Source organism: Streptomyces sp. SS1-1, from assembly GCF_008973465.1.
GTDB lineage: Bacteria > Actinomycetota > Actinomycetes > Streptomycetales > Streptomycetaceae > Streptomyces.
In genome coordinates, this window is the sequence record NZ_WBXN01000004.1 from 2504571 (window position 1) to 2523155 (window position 18585).

The following is an 18585-nucleotide window of genomic DNA, read 5'->3' on the forward strand; positions in this document are numbered from 1 at the left end:
GGGGACCGGTCCGTCGGCAGCCATGACCCCAGCACGGGGTCGTTCAGGGGGATTTGAGAGCAATGGCCAACTTCTCGAAACCAAGCGTGCCGCGGTTCTCGGTGGACGTGTACCAGAACGAGTACCTGCCGGACGGCGGCACCCAGGTCGACGCGATCGTCACGGTCACCTCCACGGGGGGCGGCACCCTCGCCGGCGCGCCCGCCGCGGCCCGCCCCGCCGGACCGGACACGGACGCGGCCGTCGCGCTCATGGTCGACTGCTCCGGCTCGATGGACTACCCGCCGACCAAGATGCGCAACGCCCGCGACGCCACCGCCGCCGCCGTCGACACCCTGCGCGACGGCGTCCACTTCGCCGTGATCGGCGGCACCCATGTGGCCAAGGAGGTGTACCCGGGCGGCGGCCGGCTCGCCGTCGCCGACGCCACCACCCGCGAGCAGGCCAAGCAGGCGCTGCGCAAGCTGTACGCGGGCGGCGGCACCGCCATCGGCACCTGGCTGCGCCTCGCCGACCGGCTCCTGTCCTCCGCCGACGTCGCCATCCGGCACGGCATCCTGCTGACCGACGGCCGCAACGAGCACGAGTCGGCCGAGGACCTGCGGGCCGCGCTGGACGCCTGTGCCGGGCGGTTCACCTGTGACGCACGGGGCGTGGGCACCGACTGGGAAGTGAAAGAAGTCACATCGATCGCCTCCGCCCTCCTCGGCAGCGCCGACATCGTCGCCGACCCCGCCGGTCTCGCCGCCGACTTCACGCGGATGATGGAGAACGCGATGGGCAAGGAGGTCGCGGACGTCGCGCTGCGGGTGTGGACCCCGGTCGGCACCACGATCCGGTTCGTGAAGCAGGTCGCGCCCACCGTCGAGGACCTGACCGGCCGCCGCACCGAGGCGGGACCGCGCGCCGGCGACTACCCCACGGGCTCCTGGGGCGACGAGTCCCGTGACTACCACGTATGCGTGGAGGTCCCGGCTGCCGGCCTGGGCCGGGAGATGCTGGCCGCACGGGTCTCCCTGGTCGTGCCCCGACCGGACGGAAGTGCTCAGAACCTGGACGCACAAGGTCTCGTACGGGCGGTTTGGACCGACGACATGACCGCTTCGACGTCGATCAACCCCCAAGTCGCGCACTACACCGGCCAAGCCGAACTGGCCCAGGCCATCCAGGAAGGGATGGATCTTCGTAAAGCGGGCGATATCGATGGAGCAACGGCCAAACTGGGCCGCGCCGTTCAGCTCGCCGGGGCCTCCGGAAACGCGGATACGGCGAAACTCCTTGCGAAGGTGGTGGACGTGGTCGATGTCGCGACGGGTACTGTGCGACTGAAGGCGAAGGTCGCGGAGGCCGACGAGATGACACTCGAGACGCGGTCGACAAAGACTGTTCGTGTAAAGAAGTGACCAGCAGGACCCAGTAGAAGCAGCGAGCCTGGCCCCTCGGGGTGGGAAGAAATCCGGTCGGGAACGACCGGAAAGGAGAGGGGGAAGCGCCGACATGCCGACCTGCCCGAACGGACACCAGTCGGGTTCCGACGACTGGTGCGAGGTCTGCGGTCACCGCATGGCCGGTGCCGTACCTCCCCCTCCGCCGCCGCCCCCGCCCGCCGGCGGCTACGGCTTCCCGCCGCCCGGTGGCCCCGGCGGCCCCGGTGGTCACCCCGGCCAGCAGCAGGGTGGGCGCCCGCCCATGCCCGGCCGTCCGGAGCCCGAGCTCTGCCCGCAGTGCCGCACGCCCCGTGAGGGCGGTGCGCCGTTCTGCGAGGAGTGCCGGTGGAACTTCCTGACGAACACGGCGACCTCGTACACGCCCGCCGCCCCGCGCCCCCCGGCGCCCGGCGGCCCCGGCCTGCCCTCGCACTTCCAGCAGCAGTCCGGTCCCCCGCCGTCGTTCGGCGGCGGTGACTCCTACGACTACCAGGGCTCGCGCCCGTCCCAGGTGAACCGCCCCGCGGAGCCGATCCCGCCGTTCGGCGCGGACCCGCAGGGGCCGGGCGGCCCGGGCCGCGGCGGCCAGGGCGGTCCCGGTGGGCCCGGGGGTCCCGGCGGCCATGGCGGCCCCGGTGGCCCTGGCGGCTTCGGTGGCGGTCCGGGCGGCCCCGGTGGTCCCGGTGGCGGTCCCGGTGGTCCCGGTGGCTTCGGCGACCCCTCGCGGCAGGCTCCCCCGCCGCCCGCCCCCACGCAGCCCGGCCCCGGCGCGAGCGGTGGCGCCCCGCAGGCGTTCCACCCGGCCGGTCCCGGCCCCTCGGCCCCGCAGGCCCCGCCCGGCTTCCCGCAGGAGGGCAACCGCCCGCAGCAGGGCGGCCCGTCCTTCGGCGGCGGCGGGGACGACTGGGTGATCTCCCCTCCGTCGGGCGGCCCCGGACAGGGCGCGCCGGGCGGTCCCGGACAGGGCGGTTACGGCTACCCGCAGCCTGGCCCCGGGCAGGCCCCGCCCCCCGGTCCCGGCTACCAGCAGCAGCCGGCGGCCTGGACGGCGACCATCGGCCCGGACCGCGAGTACTTCATGGCGATGATGCAGCGCTCCGGCCCGGAGGCCGCGGGTCTGAACCTGCCCGCGTACTCGCCCGAGCAGCAGCGCACCCTCACCGGCAACCAGGTCACCATCGGGCGCCGCCGGCACTCCACCGGCGAGTCCCCCGACATCGACCTGTCGGTGCCGCCGGAGGACCCGGGCGTCTCGCACCAGCACGCGGTGCTCGTCCAGCAGCCGGACGGCACCTGGGCGGTCGTCGACCAGAACTCGACGAACGGCACCACGGTGAACAACTCCGAGGACCCGATCCAGCCCTTCGTCCCCGTCCCGCTCCAGGACGGCGACCGGGTGCACGTCGGGGCCTGGACGACGATCACGATCCGGCGCGGCTGACCCGCGCGCCCGGCACGCCCGCAGGGGCGGCCGTACGGCCTCTTCGAGCCGTACGGCCGCCCCTTCGTCATGTACGCGCCCCTTCGCCCCTGTACGGCCGCCGCCTGCCCCGTGGACGCGCTTCAGCCGGGCAGCGGCCAGGCGTACGGCCCCTCGGGGTCGTCCAGCCAGGCCCACGAGCGCTGGCCGCGCACGGTGATCCCGTACCGCTCGCGCCGCGGCCGGTCCTCCCGCTCCCAGAGCGCGTACGCCTCCTGGGGGTCGAGCCCGCCCCGGGTCAGCGCCAGCAGGAAGCGGAACAGTTCGTGGTCCCGGGCGCCGCGCGGCAGCCCACCCACCTCGACGGGCTCCGGCTCCGACCGGGAAGCCCCGCGCAACGGCACGAAGTAGGCGGGCGTCGCCAGGAAGCGCCCCTCGGCGTGCCCGGCGTCCGCCACGGTCAGCGCGACCAGTCCGGTGGCGAACGGCGTCAGGACGCGCGCGCCGGGGCGGCACTGGGCGAGCCAGACCCGCGGGACGGACGGCAGCGTGCAGGTCGCGATGATCCGGTCGAAGGGGGCGCGTTCGGGCACCCCGCGCGCCCCGTCGCCCGTCACCACGGCGGGACGGTGGCCGGCGGCCTCCAGATGCCGTCGCGCGCACTCGGTGATCTCGGGCTCCAGGTCGATGGTGGTGACCAGGTCGTCGTCGCCGAGCCGGTGCCCGAGCAGGGCGGCGTTGTAACCGGTGCCGGTGCCGATCTCCAGCACCCGGTGCCCGTCCGCCACCCCCAGCGCCACCAGCATCATCGCCATCAGGGACGGCTGGCTGCTGGAGGAGAGCAGCTCGCCGTCGCGCAGGCGGGTCGCGAGCGGGGTGTCGGCGTACGCCCCGCGCATCCAGCGGGCCCGCGCGGCCGGGTCCGGGCTCTCGCCCCAGCGCCGCTCGTAGCCGCCGGTGACGCCGACGTAGTAGTACGGCACGAAGAGATGCCGGGGCACCTGCTCGAAGGCGTCCCGCCACACCGGGTCGGCGTCCCACGCCCCGCTGCGCTCGATCTCGCGCACCAGCGCGGCCCGCGCCGAGACGGCCAGCTCGTCGAGGTCCTCGTCGGAAACCTGCGCGCCCATAAGTCCACTGTCCTGCGGAACCCGCCCGGCGGCGACCGCCCCGCCCGTCCGGACGGCAGGTCCTAAGCCTGGAGTCCTCCGTCTCCGCGTCTGAGACCATGGACGATGTGAATGAGATTCGGCGCGGCATGCTTCAGGAGCAGACCTTCTACGAGCAGGTCGGCGGGGAGGAGACCTTCCGCCGCCTCGTCCACCGTTTCTACGAGGGTGTGGCCGAGGACCCGCTGCTGCGGCCCATGTACCCGGAGGAGGACCTGGGCCCGGCCGAGGAGCGTCTGACCCTGTTCCTGATCCAGTACTGGGGCGGCCCCAACACGTACAGCGAGAACCGCGGCCACCCCCGGCTGCGGATGCGCCACGCCCCGTTCACCGTGGACCGCGCGGCCCATGACGCCTGGCTGAAGCACATGCGGGTCGCCGTCGACGAGCTCGGCCTCTCCGAGGAGCACGAGCGCACGCTGTGGAAATACCTGACGTACGCGGCGGCGTCCATGGTCAACACGGCGGGCTGACCGCGCCCCTGGGGCCCCGGGGCGCCGTGATCAGCGGACGCTGACGTCCAGCGCCCCGAGCCCGGCCCGGCGTACGGCGATCGACCCGAAGGGCGTGCGGAGCCGGAGCCAGGCACCCGACGAGAAGAGCCCGACCGGCGGCTGGTCCTGCGCCGGTGCGTCCGCGCGGCCGCGCAGGAAGCCCAGGGACTGCGCCGCGTGGACGGCCCGCACGGGCAGCCCCGTGTCGCCGACCGTACGGGACCAGATGTCCCGCCCGATCCGGTCGAGTTCGGCCCGGGTGCGCCGCTCGGGCGGCAACTCCCCGGTGCGGGAGCGGAACTCGGCGACCGCCGCGCCCACCAGCGTGTGCAGCGAGTCCGGCGCCGGCAGCCCCGGCTCGTGCCGCCAGCCGCCGCGCGGGGGCAGCACCCCGGCCCAGGGCGGGCCGGTGACCGCCGCCGGGACGCCGGCCGTCGCCGCCGACTCGTCGACGGACTCCAGCAGTTCGCCGGCCGAGACGGTCACGTCCAGCGTGACGTCCAGGCCGTTCTCGTACGGCTTGGCCAGCCGCACCGCGCGGATCGCCAGCACCTCGAAGGAGGGCGGCCGCCCGAACACGGCGAGGGCCGTGCCGGCCGCCTGGAGGCGGACGGCGGCGCCGCGGTCGTAGTGCAGCAGCCGGGAGAGGAAGGCCGCGAGATCCGCCGCCTCCCCCTCGTCGGCGAGCTGGAGCACCGTCATGCGGCGACGGCCTCCTCCTCGCCGGCCTTCTCCCGGCCGTCGTCCGTGTACTCCTGGAGGAACTCCCGCTCCTCCGCGGTGATCCGGCGCGGCCGCTGCGCCTCGAAGTCGAACGGCACGATCACCGTCGACGCCCGGACGTAGACGACGTCCCCGTCCTTCACCTCGTAGGTGAGCGTGAAGGACGCGGCCCGGATCTCCGTGACCCACAGCTCGATGTCGACCGGGGTGTGCCGGTGGACGAGCTGCCGCTTGTAGTCGATCTCGTGGCGCGCCACCACGGACCCCTGCTGGAAGTCCTTCTCCGGGCGGAACAGGAAGTCGATACGGGCCTCCTCCAGATAGCGGAGGAACACCACGTTGTTGACGTGGCCGTACGCGTCCATGTCCGCCCAGCGCAGTGGGCAGCGGTAGAGGTGCCGCAAGATCGATCAGCCCCGGGTCAGCTTCTTGTAGGTGGCGCGGTGCGGACGGGCGGCGTCGGCACCGAGCCGCTCGATCTTGTTCTTCTCGTACGACTCGAAGTTGCCCTCGAACCAGAACCACTTGGACTCGCCCTCGTAGGCGAGGATGTGCGTGGCCACTCGGTCCAGGAACCACCGGTCGTGGGAGACGACCACGGCGCAGCCGGGGAACTCCAGCAGCGCGTTCTCCAGGCTGGAGAGCGTCTCGACATCGAGGTCGTTGGTCGGCTCGTCGAGGAGCAGCAGGTTGCCGCCCTGCTTCAGGGTGAGGGCGAGGTTCAGGCGGTTGCGCTCACCGCCGGAGAGCACACCGGCCGGCTTCTGCTGGTCCGGGCCCTTGAAGCCGAACGCGGAGACGTACGCGCGGCTCGGCATCTCGACCTGGCCGACGTTGATGTAGTCCAGCTCGTCGGAGACGACGGCCCACAGCGTCTTCTTCGGGTCGATGTTCTCGCGGCTCTGGTCGACGTACGAGATCTTGACGGTCTCGCCGACCTTGATCGAACCGGAGTCGGGCGTCTCGAGCCCCTGGATCATCTTGAACAGCGTGGTCTTGCCGGCGCCGTTCGGGCCGATGACGCCGACGATGCCGTTGCGCGGCAGCGTGAAGCTCAGGTCGTCGATGAGCAGCTTGTCACCGAAGCCCTTGGTGAGGTTGTTGACCTCGACCACGACGTTGCCCAGCCGCGGGCCCGGCGGGATCTGGATCTCCTCGAAGTCCAGCTTCCGCATCTTGTCGGCCTCGGCGGCCATCTCCTCGTAGCGGGCCAGACGCGCCTTGGACTTGGCCTGGCGCCCCTTGGCGTTGGAGCGCACCCACTCGAGCTCTTCCTTGAGGCGCTTGGCCCGCTTGGCGTCCTTCTGGCCCTCGACCTTGAGACGGGTCTGCTTGGTCTCGAGGTACTTGGAGTAGTTGCCCTCGTAGCCGTGCAGCCGGCCGCGGTCGACCTCGCAGATCCAGCCCGCGACGTTGTCCAGGAAGTACCGGTCGTGGGTGACGGCCACGACGGTGCCCTCGTACTTGGCGAGGTGCTGCTCCAGCCAGTTCACCGACTCGGCGTCGAGGTGGTTGGTGGGCTCGTCGAGGAGCAGCAGGTCGGGCGCCTCCAGCAGCAGCTTGCAGAGCGCGACGCGGCGCTTCTCACCACCGGAGAGGTTGACGACGGGCCAGTCGCCGGGCGGGCAGCCCAGGGCGTCCATGGCCTGCTCGAGCTGGGCGTCGAGGTCCCAGGCGTTGGCGTGGTCGAGCTCCTCCTGGAGCTTGCCCATCTCCTCCAGCAGCGCGTCCGAGTAGTCGGTCGCCATCTGCTCGGCGATCTCGTTGAAGCGGTCGAGCTTCCCCTTGATCTCGGCGACACCCTCCTGGACGTTCTCCAGGACGGTCTTCTCCTCGTTCAGCGGCGGCTCCTGCAGCAGGATGCCGACGGTGTAGCCGGGAGACAGGAACGCGTCACCGTTCGACGGCTGCTCGAGGCCCGCCATGATCTTCAGAACCGTCGACTTGCCGGCGCCGTTCGGGCCGACGACGCCGATCTTCGCACCAGGGAGGAAGTTCAGGGTGACGTCGTCGAGGATCACCTTGTCGCCGTGCGCTTTGCGCGCCTTGCGCATGGTGTAAATGAACTCAGCCAAGAGAAACCGTCCGGCAGCTTGAAATCAGGCAGTGGGCAGATACACCCCATCTTGCCGCACCGCCACCCCTGTGCGGAAACGCGTAGGGCTGAGCGCCGCTGACCTGGGAGTTTTCCACCGCCCCGACGGCAGATGTGTCACTGCCGGTCGCGGTTGGTCGCGCTCGGGAACCGTCTCAACGTCATCGGTCACGACGGCAAGCCAGCCGACCAGCCGCTGGCGTCCGCAGTCGTTGCCGTCAGCGCTGCCGTCTTCGCGTCGGCTCCGGCGTCATGCGAGCACGGTGTCCAAGGAGGGATGTCGGCACGGACGAAGCCGGCCGGATTCGAACCGGCGTCCTCGCGATTTTGGAGACCGCGCGCGACGACCTCTGCGCTACGGCTTCGCCCGGCGGGGATCCTGGCCCAGTGCATTTCGGAGAGACCCGGCTTCCGTACGCCGAGCTTTGACTGGCCGGCGAGGCCACTCCCGTGCACCCGGTCGCGTCCCGGTTTCGGGAGCGCCCATCCACCCGGCGCGACCGATCCGCGGCCTGCGTTCCCCTGCGGGGCCGCAGGCCGCCTGTGGGCTCAGCCCTGCGTCCGGGCTTCCCGCTTGCGGAGGACCACCAGGACCGTGCCGCCGATCACGACCAGGCCGATCGCGAGGCCGGCGATGAGCGGGGTCATGTCCGAGCCGCCGGTCGCGGCGAGGTTGGTGTCGTCGGGCGGGGAACCGACCGTCACGGGCGTCGGCTCGCTCAGGGTCTGGGTGGTGCTGCCCGCCGCGTCAGCCTCGCCGGCCCGCGTCATGCAGTCCAGCACGCCGGCGAACCGCTTCTGGAAGCCGCCCGGTCCCTGGATCGTGAAGTCGTACGCCTGGTCCTCCTGCAGCGGGACGGTCACCGTGCGCGACTCGCCGGCCGCGATGGTGTACTCGATCCCGAGCAGTTCGAAGGTGAACGCCTCGGTGCCCTTGTTGGACGCGGTGATGTCCACGCCGCCCTTGTCGCAGTTCTCCACCGCGGACAGTGCCGGTATGGCGCCGGTCTTCGCCCAGGTCGCGCTCGCCGTCGCCGAGACGGTCGACTCACTGGAACCCGCGAGGATCTGCGTCTGGCTGCGGTTGTCCGCCGCCAGGGCGCGTCCGACCGGCACGGTCGTCGAGGCCTGCACGGTCAGGTCGGTCTGACCGTCCGCCGCGTCCTCGGGGACGTCGAAGAACAGCTGGCTGCCGTCCACGGCCGAGGTGACGGCCTCGCCGTCCCGGTCCACGATCCGCACCCCGCTGGTCGCGGCATCCGCGGGCGGCGCCACGGACACGCTGGCCGCGTCCGTGTGCACCGTCACCGGACCGAGCCGCTCACCGGGGTGACCGGAGACCGCGGGCGGGTCGAGCGTCAGGGACGCCCGGGGCTCGGCCGTGTTCCGCGCGTTCGCCTCCAGGTAGTCCGCGAGCCGCTCGGCCTGCGGGTCCACCGCCTCGACGTCCACACCGTCCGAGTAGCGCCAGATGGCGACCTGCGTGCCGGCGGCCGCGTCCTGCTGGGTGAGGACGCCGTCCACCCCGGCCCGGTCGGCCAGCGCGGCGAGATCGTTCACCTGGGGGTAGGAGTTCTGCAGGATCCAGCGGATCTTGCCCGCGTCCTTGTTGGCGCCCAGCGACGTGCTGTTCCAGGGGGTCTCGTGGTATCTCGCGTCGCGCTGCGTGGGGTTGTGGATGTCGACGCAGTACGTCTGGAGGGCGCCACCGCCGTCGACGGACATCTCGAACAGGCCCGCCGAGAGCTGCTGGTCACCGGAGTCGGTGTGCACGACCGCGGCACCGTACGTCTTCAGGCCGCCTATGGTGGCGGTCGCCCCGCCCTGGTTCAGCGTCGCGCTGTCGGCCGCGGCGGTGCCGGCGCCGACCGCCACGGAGGCGGCGACCAGTCCGGACACCAGGGTCGTGGCGGCGAAACGGGCCGCCCCTCGCCCGCGCACCGACAGCGCGGAGAACGCAGCAAACACTAAATTCCCCTTCGAGCAGGACCCGTTGACGTGGGGGGTACGGTCCCACCAGCAGAATCAGAAGCCCCGTGAGCTATGCCCGGCATCCTAGGTACGCGGCGCACCACGCTTCCCCGGGATCCCGCCGGACGGCCGATCCGACTCGCAATCGTTATCGCCAAGATCCTTTGCGGGCAGGGCTTATCGACAAATCCACCGGGGTCGTTCGGCGCGCATTCATCGATAAGCCGCAGTCCGGTCAGCTCGGGCCTGTGACTGCCCTCACGTCATTGCCACGGCGTCTTCCGCCTGTTGACTCTCCGGCACCGCGGGCGGTGGTGTCTCCCACTCCGGCTCGGGCTGCGCGGTCGCCGTGGCGGCGCCCGGCTCCGGCCTCGACGCCCGCCGGAACGCCGAGGTGCCCCGCGCGAGATCGTGTCCGATCGCCGTCGCCTCGAGGTCCGCCGACATCCAGCTCTGCCCCTCGCGGACGTCCGACCGCACTTTCAGCCGGCCCTGCACCACCACCGGGTCCCCCACGTTCAGCGACGCGGCCGCGTTCGTCGCGAGCTGCCGATTCGCCCACACCGTGAAGAAGTTGGTGTGCCCGTCGGTCCACTCGTTCTTCGTCCGGTCCAGGTACCGCGAGGTCACCGCCAGCCTGAACCGCGCCGACGGCCCCGTCGGCAGCTCCCGGTACACCGGCTGCGTCGCCACGTTCCCCACCGCGCAGATGATCGTCTCGTTCATCACGAACCCCTCCCGGGCCCGGCCCCTGTGCGCCGGGCCGAAACGCGTACGGGCCCGTCCCGTACGGCTGCGTCCGGCCTGCCGGCGGCACGCCCCGGTACATCCGGGGTACGCCGCCGGCGCCGCGGCCGATCGCGACCGAACTCGTCCGTCGCGATCGCCGCGGAGCCAGACTGCCTCCGTCGGGCCGAGCCCGCTGAGCCCTGTGGACCACGGCCGGAGCTGTGGATATCTCCGGCACTCGTGTGGGTGACCTCCCGCGCCGCCCATCGGCCCAGCCGCCCGGGGTCACCTCGCCGGCGACCCCACCCCCATCACCCTCCCGTACTGCTCCCGGACCTCCCGGTACCGCAGCAGCTCCGCCGCCACCGGATCCAGCACCCGGGCCCGCCCGCACCCGGCCGCCGCCTCCCGCAACCGCCGTTCCGCCTCCTGGCCGTAGCGTCGCGCGGGTCCGCGGGCCGCCATCCGGCACCCCCACTCGACGAGCGGCCCGCCGATGATGCCGGCCACCATCAGCAGCACCGGCACGCCCAGGTTGGGCGCCGTGACGCCGATGATCTGCGCCGCCAGCCAGAGCCCGCCGACGACCTGGAGGATCGTCATGGACGCCTGCACCAGCACGGCCGCCGGCCACCAGCCCGGCCGCGGCGGCCGCCCGGGCGGCAGTCCGGCCCTCGCCCCGAGGTCGTCCAGCGCCTCGGGCAACCCCTGGGCACCCCGTACGGCCGCCTCACGCACGGCCTGCGCCCAGGGTGTGGGAAGCCCGGCCGACGCCTGCTCCGCGACCGTCCGCACCGCCTGCTCGACCCGCTGACGTGCCGTGGCCTCCTCGTCCGCCTGGACGCGCGGGGAGAGCCGTCCGGTCGTCGACTCGCCCCGGTCCTGGTACCACCGCCACAGCCGCAGCCAGGGCGTCCCGCACGCGCGGTTGGCGTGGCGCAGCCAGGCCCGCTCGGCGGCCTCGCCCGCCGCGGTGGCTCCGATGGCGTCGGCGAGCCGGGCGGAGAACTCGTCCCGCGCCTCCTCGCTGAGACCCGTCCGCCGGCTCGCCGCGTAGACCGGCCGCAGCCGCCACCCGGCGGAGTCCACGTCGGCGGCGATCCGGCGCGCCGCGGCACCCCGTTCCGCCACGAACTGCCCGAGCGCGTCCCGCAGATCGCCGACGCCCTCCCCGGTCAGCGCGGAGAGCGCGAGCACGACGGCACCCGGCTCCCCGTGCTCGCCCAGCGCGATGCCGTCCTCGTCGAGGAGCCGCCGCAGATCGTCGAGGACCTGGTCGGTCGCCTCCCCCGGCAGCCGGTCGACCTGGTTCAGGACGACGAACATGATCTCGGCGTGTCCGGCCATGGGCCGCAGATAACGCTCGTGCAGTACGGCGTCCGCGTACTTCTCCGGGTCGACCACCCAGATGACCGCGTCCACGAGCCCCAGCACCCGGTCCACCTGTTCGCGATGCTGGACGGCCGCCGAGTCGTGGTCCGGCAGGTCGACCAGCACGAGTCCGCGCAGCTGGCCGTCGGCCGCCGCGTTCTGCGCGGGCCGGCGGCGCAGCCGGGGCGGGATGCCGAGGCGGTCGATGAGCCCCGCCGCGCCGTCGCTCCAGCTGCACGCGAGCGGCGAGGAGGTCGTCGGCCGCCGTACGCCGGTCTCGGAGATCGTGACGCCGGCGAGCGCGTTGAACAGCTGGGACTTGCCACTGCCGGTCGCACCCGCGAGGGCGACGACCGTGTGCTGCCCGGACAGCCTGCGGCGAGCGGCCGCCTCGTCGAGGACCCGTCCGGCCTCGGAGAGCGTCCGGTGGTCGAGCCGCGCACGGGACAGGCCGACGAGCTCACGCAGGGCGTCGAGCCGGGAGCGCAGCGGCCCGTCGTAGGCGAGCGGCGTCACGGCGTGCGGCGACACGGAGACGCGGGGCTCCATGATCGCGGTCTGCTCGGTGCCGGTCGTCTCGTTGACGCGCCGCGCGATCAGGCCGTCGTCCCAGGGCGTCGAGGAGTCCGTGCCCCCTGCGGGAGACGCTCCGGAGGGGGAGCCGTCGGCAGCCGTGTGTGCCGAGGACGATCCGCCGGCACCCTGCGCGGTTTCGCTCCGCGCGGACGTCGGTTCTGCCTCCGGCCGCCCCCCGGGCTCGGGTACGCCGACGGGCTGGCCGGGAGCACCTTCGGACTCCGGCGTCTCGACGGCCGTACGACCCCGTGCCTCTACGGCGATCCCGCGCGCGGGATCGCTGTCGGCCGCCACACGCGTGTGGCCGTCGTCCGTGGGCCCGCCGCCCGCCGGGACCTCCCGCTTCAGGGGCTTCCTCCAGAGCTTGCGCCGCTCCGGTTCCTGGCCGCCGGCGTCGTCCGCACCGGGCCGGTCCACCGCGCGCGTGCCCCCGGCAGGGAGGCCGTCCGCCGGTGAGGCACCGCGCGGGGCGCTCTCTCCGGCGACGCCGTGGCCTCCGTGGCCGGTGTGGCCCCCGTCCTCCTGCTGATCGGCGTGTTCCGTGTGGTCCTGGTCAGTGACGGCAGTCACCGGTCACCTCTCCTTCTGCAGTACGGACAACGCGGCGATGAGTTCGGCCTGGGGGTCGGGATGGACCTCCAGGGCGTCGAGCGGGGCGAGGCGGCGCTCACGTTCGCTGAGCATGACCCGGTCCAGGTGCTCGTTGAGCAGCCGTCCGGCGCGGTCGCGCAGCCGCAGCGCCCCGTGGGCCCCGATCCGCTCGGCGAGCCCCTCCCCGGCGGACCGTGCCCGGCGCCCGCCGAGCAGCGCCGTGGCGACGAGCGCGGTGACGACCTCGGGGTCCGGGGCGACGCTGCGGTCGAGCTCGGTGACCTCGTCCTCGGCGTACTCCTCCAGCTCCCGGCGCCACCGCCGTACCGCCACGCCGATGCGGTGCTCCACGCTCTCGGGCTTGGGGTCCCGGGCCGTCAGCTCGGGCGCGCCGGCCGCCGGTTCGCGCCGCCAGGCGTCGTCGACACGCTCGTCGGCGGCGGTGACGGCGCACAGCAGCAGGGTGCTGAGGCTTTCGACGAGCGAGTCGAGGAGTTCCCCGGCGGTGCAGTCGAGGGGGAAGGCCCGCCACCGCTTCAGGGCGTCGCCGGCGAGCACGGCACCGGCCTGGAGACGGCCACGCACGCGTGCGTACTCGCTGTCGTACGCGGCGTCGACCGCGCCGGTCAGCCGGAGCGCGGCGGCGTACTGGGCGGCCGCGGCACCGGCCAGCTCGGGCATGCGGGCCTTGAGGGAGTCGAGCAGGCCGTTGGCGGTACGGGCCATGGCGTGGGTCCTGGCCGCCGGGTCCTGGACCTGATGGGTGAGCCAGGTGCGCAGCGACGCCACGGCGGTGGCCGGGAGCAGTCCGCCGCCCCAGGCCGACTCGGGCAGTTCCGGGACGGTGAAGCGGGGCACCTCGCCGAGCCCGGCCTTGGTGAGCAGGGCGCCGTACTGCCGGGACACCTCGGCGACGACCTGGTGGGGGACCCGGTCCAGGACGGTCACGAGGGTGGCGTCGTACTCCTTGGCGGTGCGCAGCAGGTGCCACGGCACGGCGTCGGCGTACCGGGCGGCGGTCGTCACCATGATCCAGATGTCGGCCGCGCAGATGAGCTCGGCGGCCAGGGCGCGGTTGTCCGCGATCAGGGAGTCGATGTCGGGCGCGTCGAGGAGGGCGAGGCCGGCCGGGAGCGTGTCCGCGGTCTCGATCCGCAGGACGCGCTCGGCCTCCTCACCGGGCGGCATCAGCTCCTCGGCCGGGTCCTGTTCGGGGGCCCACACGCGCGTGAGGTCGGGTAGGACACGCATTCCGCTGAACCAGTGATGGTCCTCCGGATGGCAGACCAGCACCGGGGTGCGGGTCGTCGGTCGCAACACCCCCGCTTCGGTCACGCGCCGGCCGACGAGGGAGTTGACGAGCGTCGACTTGCCGGCGCCGGTGGACCCGCCCACCACGGCCAGGAGCGGCGCTTCGGGCTCTCTGAGGCGGGGCACCAGATAGTCGTCGAGCTGGGCGAGCAGTTCGTCACGGTTGGCACGCGCGCGTGGCGCCCCTGCCAGGGGCAGCGGGAAGCGTGCGGCCGCGACACGGTCGCGCAGGGCGGAAAGTGCGTCGAGCAGCTGAGGCCGTACGTCCAAGGTCACCACATGCGAAGAATGCCCAATTTTAGGGGATTTCTGAAGCATATGGCCATGTCTGCGTGCCGATAGGACACAAGGGACGGAAGGGGCGACCGGGACAGAGGCATAGTCCAGGCATAACGAGTGCACAACACCCGGTGCGCGAGAGGCCAAAAGCAGTGCACGATTCGTACCTGCCTGCGATTATCAGGACCGCTTCACCGAACCTCCACATCGAGCCACGGAGGCGAAGCGGCAGGGACACGGATGCGGGAGCCCTATCCTTGTCCCCGGCAACGTCACGGAACGGCCCACACCCGGGCACCACGAACGAGGCCACCACAACCGGCCCCCGTAGCTCAGTGGATAGAGCAGGCGCCTTCTAAGCGCTTGGCCGCAGGTTCGAGTCCTGCCGGGGGCGCCCAGTCTCCGCCCTCCCTCGGGAGGGCGTTTTTGCTGTTCAGGGCGGGTGTGGCAGCACTGCGTCGGGCAGACCTCCGCGGCTTCGCGCCGCCTCTTCCGGAGCTGCTGTCCGGGTGGATCACCTGTTCGCAGCACTGATCGTCGGCATCGGCTTCCGCATCGGCATCGACATCGGCAGGCTCACGTCCCCCAGCAGCCCTCCACGTTCCACGGCCGGGCGGGTCACGAGCCGCGGGGAGTCACCAGGCCTGACTCGTAGGCCAGGACCACCAGTTGGGCGCGGTCGCGGGCGTGGAGTTTGGTCATGGCACGGTTGATGTGCGTCTTCGCGGTCGCCGGGCTGATGAACAGGTGGTCGGCGATCTCGGTGTTCGACAGGCCCTGTGCGGCCAGGGCGACGGCCTCGCGTTCGCGGCCGGTGAGGATCTCCAGCCCCTTGCCGAGGCGCGTGGGCGGCGGCTGGGTGATGTACCGGCCGATGAGCTTGCGGGTGAGGGCGGGCGCGAGCAGCGCGTCGCCGCGGGACGCCACGCGTACGGCGTGCACGAAGTCCTCCGGCAGGACGTCCTTGACCAGGAAGCCGGCGGCACCCGCCCGCAGCGCGTCGAAGACGTACTCGTCCATGCCGTAGTTGGTCAGCATGACGACGTGTACGCCGGCCAGCGCGGGGTCCGCGGCGATGCGCCGTGTGGCTTCGATGCCGTCCATGGAGGGCATCCGGATGTCGATGAGCGCGACGTCGGGCAGTAGTTCCTTGACGAGCGCGAGGCCCTCGCCCCCGTCGGCTGCCTCGCCCACCACCTCGATGTCGTCCTCGAGGTCGAGCAGCGCGCGGAACCCGCTGCGGATGAGCGGCTGGTCATCGATGAGGAGGACTCTGATCACGGCGCTTCCTCCGTGGGGAGTTCCGCCTGGACGGTGAAGCCGCCCGCGCCGCGCGGTTCGGCGCGCAGGCGGCCGCCGAGGGCCGAGACGCGTTCGCGCATGCCGAGCAGTCCGAGGCCAGGAGTCGGTGCCGGGTGCACGGTGCTCCTTCCGTCGTCGTCGACCTGGACTCGGAGGCCGTCCGGCCGGTAGTCGATGAGCACCGCGGCCGTGGTGGCGGAGGCGTGCCGGGCGACGTTGGTGAGCGACTCCTGGACGATCCGGTACGCGGTGCGGCTCACGGCGTCCGGCACCGCGCGCGGATGCCCTTCGACGGTCAGCGTCGTCTCCAGCCCGGTCCCTTGGAAGCTTTTCACCAGGTCGGGGACGTGGTCGAGTCCTGGGGGCGGGGCGGTGTCGTCGTCACGGAGTGCCTCGAGGGTCGCTCGTAGCTCCCGGCTCGCCTCCCGGCCGGCCTGCTGGATCGCGAGCAGGGTCTCTGGCACCTGCTCGCCCCGGCGCCGGGCCACGTGGACGGCCACCTCGGACTGCACCTTGATCACCGAGATCTGGTGGGTGAGCGAGTCGTGGAGCTCGCGCGCGATGCGCAACCGCTCCTCGTCGGCACGGCGGAGCGCGGTCTCCTCGCGGGTTCGCTCGGCTTCGTCCGCTCGCCGTTCGGCCTGTCGCACCGCCTCTCCGGCGGCGAAGGCGGCGATCAGCCAGGCCAGTTCCAGGGTGTGCCGGGCCTGCGTCACGACCTCGCGTGCGACCCAGTCGTGGGAGAACCCGGCCGTGAGGTGGAGCGCGATCAGCAGGCCTACGGAGACAGCCAGGGTGACGGAGCGGTGCCCGGCTCGTACGGAGGTGTAGACGGCGACCAGGTAGGAGACGGCGAGCGCCTCGAACCCGGCCCCGAGGTAGCCCACCGCGCACAGTCCCGTGATGGCCAGGACCACCAGCGGCGCCCGGCGGCGCGCGCCCAGTGCCAGACCTCCGGCCGCCAGCAGTACGGAACCGAGCAGCTCACGTCCCCCGGACGGGTGTGGCCCGGACAGCCCGGTGCCGAGCATCAGCGCCGCCACGGCCAGGGCGGTCGCCCCGTCGGTGACGCCGGCTGGGACAGCGAACCGTCCTCTCTTCATGGATGCACCGTAACGGGATGGGGTGGTGAGCGAGTCCGGCTCACGGACGAGCGGTCGGCTACCACCGATGCGGTAGCCGACCGCTGCCTGCCGCCGGTGCGGTAGCCGGATGCCGCGGCGGCGGCAGCGGAAAGTGCCCGCGCCTGCTGGACGACCCGCCGGCGAGCGGCGAGCACGCTGTGAGGGACATCCGGCCGTACCGGCGAGGAGCAAAAGCGAAGGAGGGCGTCATGAGCGCCTCAGCAGTACTGATCGCGGCCGCCGAGGGCGGGATCATCGGCGACGGGCGGACGGGGGCCAACCTGGCCCTCGGGGCGGGGGCACTGGGGCTGGCCATCGGCTGGCTGGTTCTGAGCCGCGTCGGCCGCCGGCGGACGAGTGCCGGCCACGCACGCACCGGTGGGTGGGCGGCCATCGTGGTGGGAACAGTTGGAACGGCCCTCGCGGTCCTCCACCTGGCCACGGCCAGCGGCGGTCCCGGTACCGGCAACGGAGTCGTCGGCGCCGTTGTCGCCGTTCCGCTGGGGCTCGGCGCGGTGTTCCTCGGGCACCGGGCTCTGACTCGCTTCAGCGGCTCGGGCTCGCGGGCGGAGGGGACGACCGCCTGAACGGGCGTGCGGTCAGGGTGAGCGTTGCACAGGGCTGCACGGCCGCGAGGTCGCGAGGCCGCGAGGCCGCGAGGCCGCAAGACTCCGGACGGTGTCATCAGTCGGCCCCCCCTCGCGCAGCCCCGTGATCGAACCCGTAAGGCAGGTGCCGAACCTACTTCCGGCGCTGGAAGTACAGACCGACCGCCAGCACGATGAGGACGGCGACCACGAAGGCCCCCACCGTGGTCGCGGCGTCGTACGACTTATAGACCAGAGCAAGCATGCTCAAGCGGATACCCGGTAAGGGTGGCCGTAGCCGTTGGACACTGGCGGCCGGTTTCACGGCCTCGGGCAGCCCTGCGCGCCGAACTGCCAAGAACGTGCCCACCAGCGGGCCCTGACCGTCTTCCTCGACCAGTTCCCTCAGACCGGGTTGATCTGGGGCGACGGGGACTCAACCACCCGGCCGCCAAAGGCGACCGGGCGCCACCGCCTCGAGGCATCCATGGAGTGCCCGGTGGGCGCGGCTCCGACAGGAACTGTTCCAGAACGCGACCACCACCCTGGCCGGCCTGGGTGGCATCCTCGCCTCACGTCAGGTGTGGCGTCCACCCTGCAACCCTCGTTCGGCGAGGGCTGGTAGGAACCCACGGTGAGACTGGGCCGTCCCTGCACCGTACGAGCCGGATCGGCGGCCAGCGATCAGGTCAGTGGATGTGAAGCCTGCGGACCGGTCGAGGTGGAGCGGGGATCCCTGTGCCGTCGGTGTCCAACCCGCGCGCAGGGCAAGGCGAACAGCGGCGGCAACGGCGGACGGCAGTACTGGGCGAGCCTCGAGGGTGAGCCAGTTGCTCGGATGGGGTTGGTCGGTGGTGACCACGAGCGTCATGCCCGGGGTGTCCGCGTGCTCGACGGCGAACGTGCACGGCGACCAGGTCAGCCCCTGGGAGTACGTCGGTCTGCCGCGCAGCCGCCAGCGATAGGCCGTGCCGTCGACGACGATCCGTCGTGATCCTTTGCGGACCAGTGCCATGACTCCGCCTTCCAGCAGCAGGTGCGGAACTCCCTTGACACGGTTGTGCCGTGGGTGAGGTGATGCACGGGTCGTGATCTTGTGGGGGGTTTTGCTTTGCCGTACCTGGCCGTACCGCTCGCCGCTGTCGCCGGGACACCGGGCGAGCATCTTCAACTGGCGGCCTTCACTGCCGTGGCCGCTGCCTTCTTCATATGGCTGGGGCGCCGGCAGCGAAGCACCGGGCGTAACCTGCTCACCTCGGGTGAGACGATGAGAACGGCCGATCGGCTCATCCCGCCGGCGCCTCCGAGCCGCGGTCACCGCGCGGCCGGGCTCCTATGGATCGGCGTCGGCGGCATCTTCGTCCTGCCGGCCGTGTTCAATCTCGTCGCGGCGATCCGCGGATTCTTCGGCTGAGC

General features: G+C 72.4%; 15 protein-coding genes, 2 tRNA genes and 1 pseudogene. 6 read left to right on the forward strand and 12 right to left on the reverse strand.

The window, feature by feature from the left end; all coding sequences use genetic code 11:
- Positions 1-62 precede the first annotated feature (62 nt).
- Together F8R89_RS12580 and F8R89_RS12585 are read left to right on the forward strand one after the other, a co-directional pair.
- A complete protein-coding gene (locus F8R89_RS12580; protein ID WP_151784060.1) occupies positions 63-1403 on the forward strand; it encodes a VWA domain-containing protein in 1341 nt (446 codons plus the stop codon).
- 94 nt (positions 1404-1497) lie between these two features.
- Positions 1498-2868, forward strand: a complete 1371-nt coding sequence (locus tag F8R89_RS12585) for an FHA domain-containing protein (RefSeq protein ID WP_151784061.1) — start codon at positions 1498-1500, stop codon at positions 2866-2868.
- A 122-nt stretch (positions 2869-2990) separates the two neighbouring features.
- Here F8R89_RS12585 and F8R89_RS12590 read toward each other — a convergent pair whose 3' ends face one another.
- Positions 2991-3977 (reverse strand): methyltransferase domain-containing protein, encoded by a 987-nt coding sequence (locus F8R89_RS12590; RefSeq protein ID WP_151784062.1) that lies wholly within the window; start codon positions 3975-3977, stop codon positions 2991-2993.
- A gap of 98 nt (positions 3978-4075) precedes the next feature.
- On the opposite strand from F8R89_RS12590, the gene F8R89_RS12595 reads away from it, so the two are divergent.
- The gene (locus tag F8R89_RS12595; RefSeq protein ID WP_151784063.1) at positions 4076-4489 is read left to right on the forward strand and encodes a globin; all 414 of its coding nucleotides are present in this window, start codon (positions 4076-4078) and stop codon (positions 4487-4489) included.
- Between the two features lie 30 nt (positions 4490-4519).
- Here the strand turns inward: F8R89_RS12595 and F8R89_RS12600 are convergent, their stop codons facing one another.
- The 8 genes from F8R89_RS12600 to F8R89_RS12635 form a co-directional block, all read right to left on the reverse strand.
- On the reverse strand, positions 4520-5212 hold the full coding sequence (locus F8R89_RS12600) for a hypothetical protein (protein WP_151784064.1): 693 nt from the start codon (positions 5210-5212) through the stop codon (positions 4520-4522).
- Positions 5209-5637: an acyl-CoA thioesterase gene (locus F8R89_RS12605; RefSeq protein WP_151784065.1), complete on the reverse strand. Its 429-nt coding sequence runs from the start codon at positions 5635-5637 to the stop codon at positions 5209-5211. Before F8R89_RS12605 ends, F8R89_RS12600 begins: the two co-directional genes overlap by 4 nt.
- Positions 5638-5643: 6 nt before the next feature.
- Positions 5644-7308, reverse strand: coding sequence for an energy-dependent translational throttle protein EttA (ettA, locus tag F8R89_RS12610; protein WP_151784066.1), 1665 nt, complete (start codon positions 7306-7308; stop codon positions 5644-5646).
- A 310-nt stretch (positions 7309-7618) separates the two neighbouring features.
- Positions 7619-7693 (reverse strand) — tRNA-Trp (locus F8R89_RS12615).
- A gap of 184 nt (positions 7694-7877) precedes the next feature.
- Positions 7878-9296: a Cys-Gln thioester bond-forming surface protein gene (locus F8R89_RS12620; RefSeq protein WP_151784067.1), complete on the reverse strand. Its 1419-nt coding sequence runs from the start codon at positions 9294-9296 to the stop codon at positions 7878-7880.
- A 261-nt stretch (positions 9297-9557) separates the two neighbouring features.
- Positions 9558-10025 carry a single-stranded DNA-binding protein gene (locus F8R89_RS12625; protein WP_151784068.1) on the reverse strand — a complete coding sequence of 156 codons (468 nt, stop codon included), beginning with the start codon at positions 10023-10025 and terminating at the stop codon, positions 9558-9560.
- Between the two features lie 288 nt (positions 10026-10313).
- A complete protein-coding gene (locus F8R89_RS12630) occupies positions 10314-12545 on the reverse strand; it encodes a YfjP family GTPase (protein WP_151784069.1) in 2232 nt (743 codons plus the stop codon).
- 3 nt (positions 12546-12548) lie between these two features.
- Entirely contained in the window at positions 12549-14156 is a 1608-nt protein-coding gene (locus tag F8R89_RS12635; RefSeq protein WP_151784070.1) for a dynamin family protein, read from the reverse strand.
- 321 nt (positions 14157-14477) lie between these two features.
- Between F8R89_RS12635 and F8R89_RS12640 the strand changes: the two genes are divergently transcribed.
- Positions 14478-14550: transfer RNA gene (locus F8R89_RS12640), tRNA-Arg, on the forward strand.
- 224 nt (positions 14551-14774) lie between these two features.
- On the opposite strand, the gene F8R89_RS12645 is transcribed toward F8R89_RS12640, so the two are convergent.
- Both F8R89_RS12645 and F8R89_RS12650 read right to left on the reverse strand, forming a co-directional pair.
- Positions 14775-15437 carry a response regulator gene (locus F8R89_RS12645; RefSeq protein ID WP_151784071.1) on the reverse strand — a complete coding sequence of 221 codons (663 nt, stop codon included), beginning with the start codon at positions 15435-15437 and terminating at the stop codon, positions 14775-14777.
- On the reverse strand, positions 15434-16561 hold the full coding sequence (locus tag F8R89_RS12650; protein ID WP_151784072.1) for a sensor histidine kinase: 1128 nt from the start codon (positions 16559-16561) through the stop codon (positions 15434-15436). Before F8R89_RS12650 ends, F8R89_RS12645 begins: the two co-directional genes overlap by 4 nt.
- Positions 16562-16791: 230 nt before the next feature.
- On the opposite strand from F8R89_RS12650, the gene F8R89_RS12655 reads away from it, so the two are divergent.
- A complete protein-coding gene (locus F8R89_RS12655) occupies positions 16792-17169 on the forward strand; it encodes a DUF6223 family protein (protein ID WP_151784073.1) in 378 nt (125 codons plus the stop codon).
- 694 nt (positions 17170-17863) lie between these two features.
- Here the strand turns inward: F8R89_RS12655 and F8R89_RS36680 are convergent.
- Positions 17864-18184: pseudogene (locus F8R89_RS36680) on the reverse strand (hypothetical protein); the annotation flags it as partial.
- 96 nt (positions 18185-18280) lie between these two features.
- Between F8R89_RS36680 and F8R89_RS12665 the strand changes: the two are divergent.
- A complete protein-coding gene (locus F8R89_RS12665) occupies positions 18281-18583 on the forward strand; it encodes a hypothetical protein (RefSeq protein WP_151784074.1) in 303 nt (100 codons plus the stop codon).
- Positions 18584-18585: the final 2 nt, after the last annotated feature.